1 protein-coding gene is annotated in these 306 nt (G+C 59.2%); it reads right to left on the bottom strand.

The features are described 5' to 3' along the window. Positions 1–306, bottom strand: a 306-nt coding sequence (locus SB724_RS19730) for a hypothetical protein (RefSeq protein ID WP_410572489.1), incomplete at both ends; no start/stop codon positions are given.

The raw sequence follows: 306 nt of genomic DNA, 5'->3' as shown, positions 1-306 counted from the left end.
CCGCCTGTCCCCGCACCGAGGTTCCACTGATACTTGAACAGCGAGTCGTTCGGTGCAAGCGCCAGGGGCCTCATGATGGCGTCCGGTTCGGCGTAATCCACAGTGGGATCAGCCGCCAAGGTGGAAACGAACTCGTTGATTTCTTCAGCCCCGAGTTTCCGGTCGGTCCTTATAACTTCTTCGCCTGTGGCCAAGGTACGGACCGCTTCCACTGGAATGCCCACAGCGGTGGCTGCCCGGCCGAGGGACGACTTCCGATCGGACGACTGGATGCCATCCATATCCTTGAATTTCACGATGAACTGG

The organism is Bacillus sp. SIMBA_031 (assembly GCF_046535225.1).
In the GTDB taxonomy this organism is placed as follows: Bacteria; Bacillota; Bacilli; order Bacillales; family Bacillaceae; genus Bacillus; species Bacillus velezensis.
The sequence above is the reverse complement of the archived record's forward strand: the minus strand, read 5'-3'. Positions and strand labels throughout refer to the sequence as shown.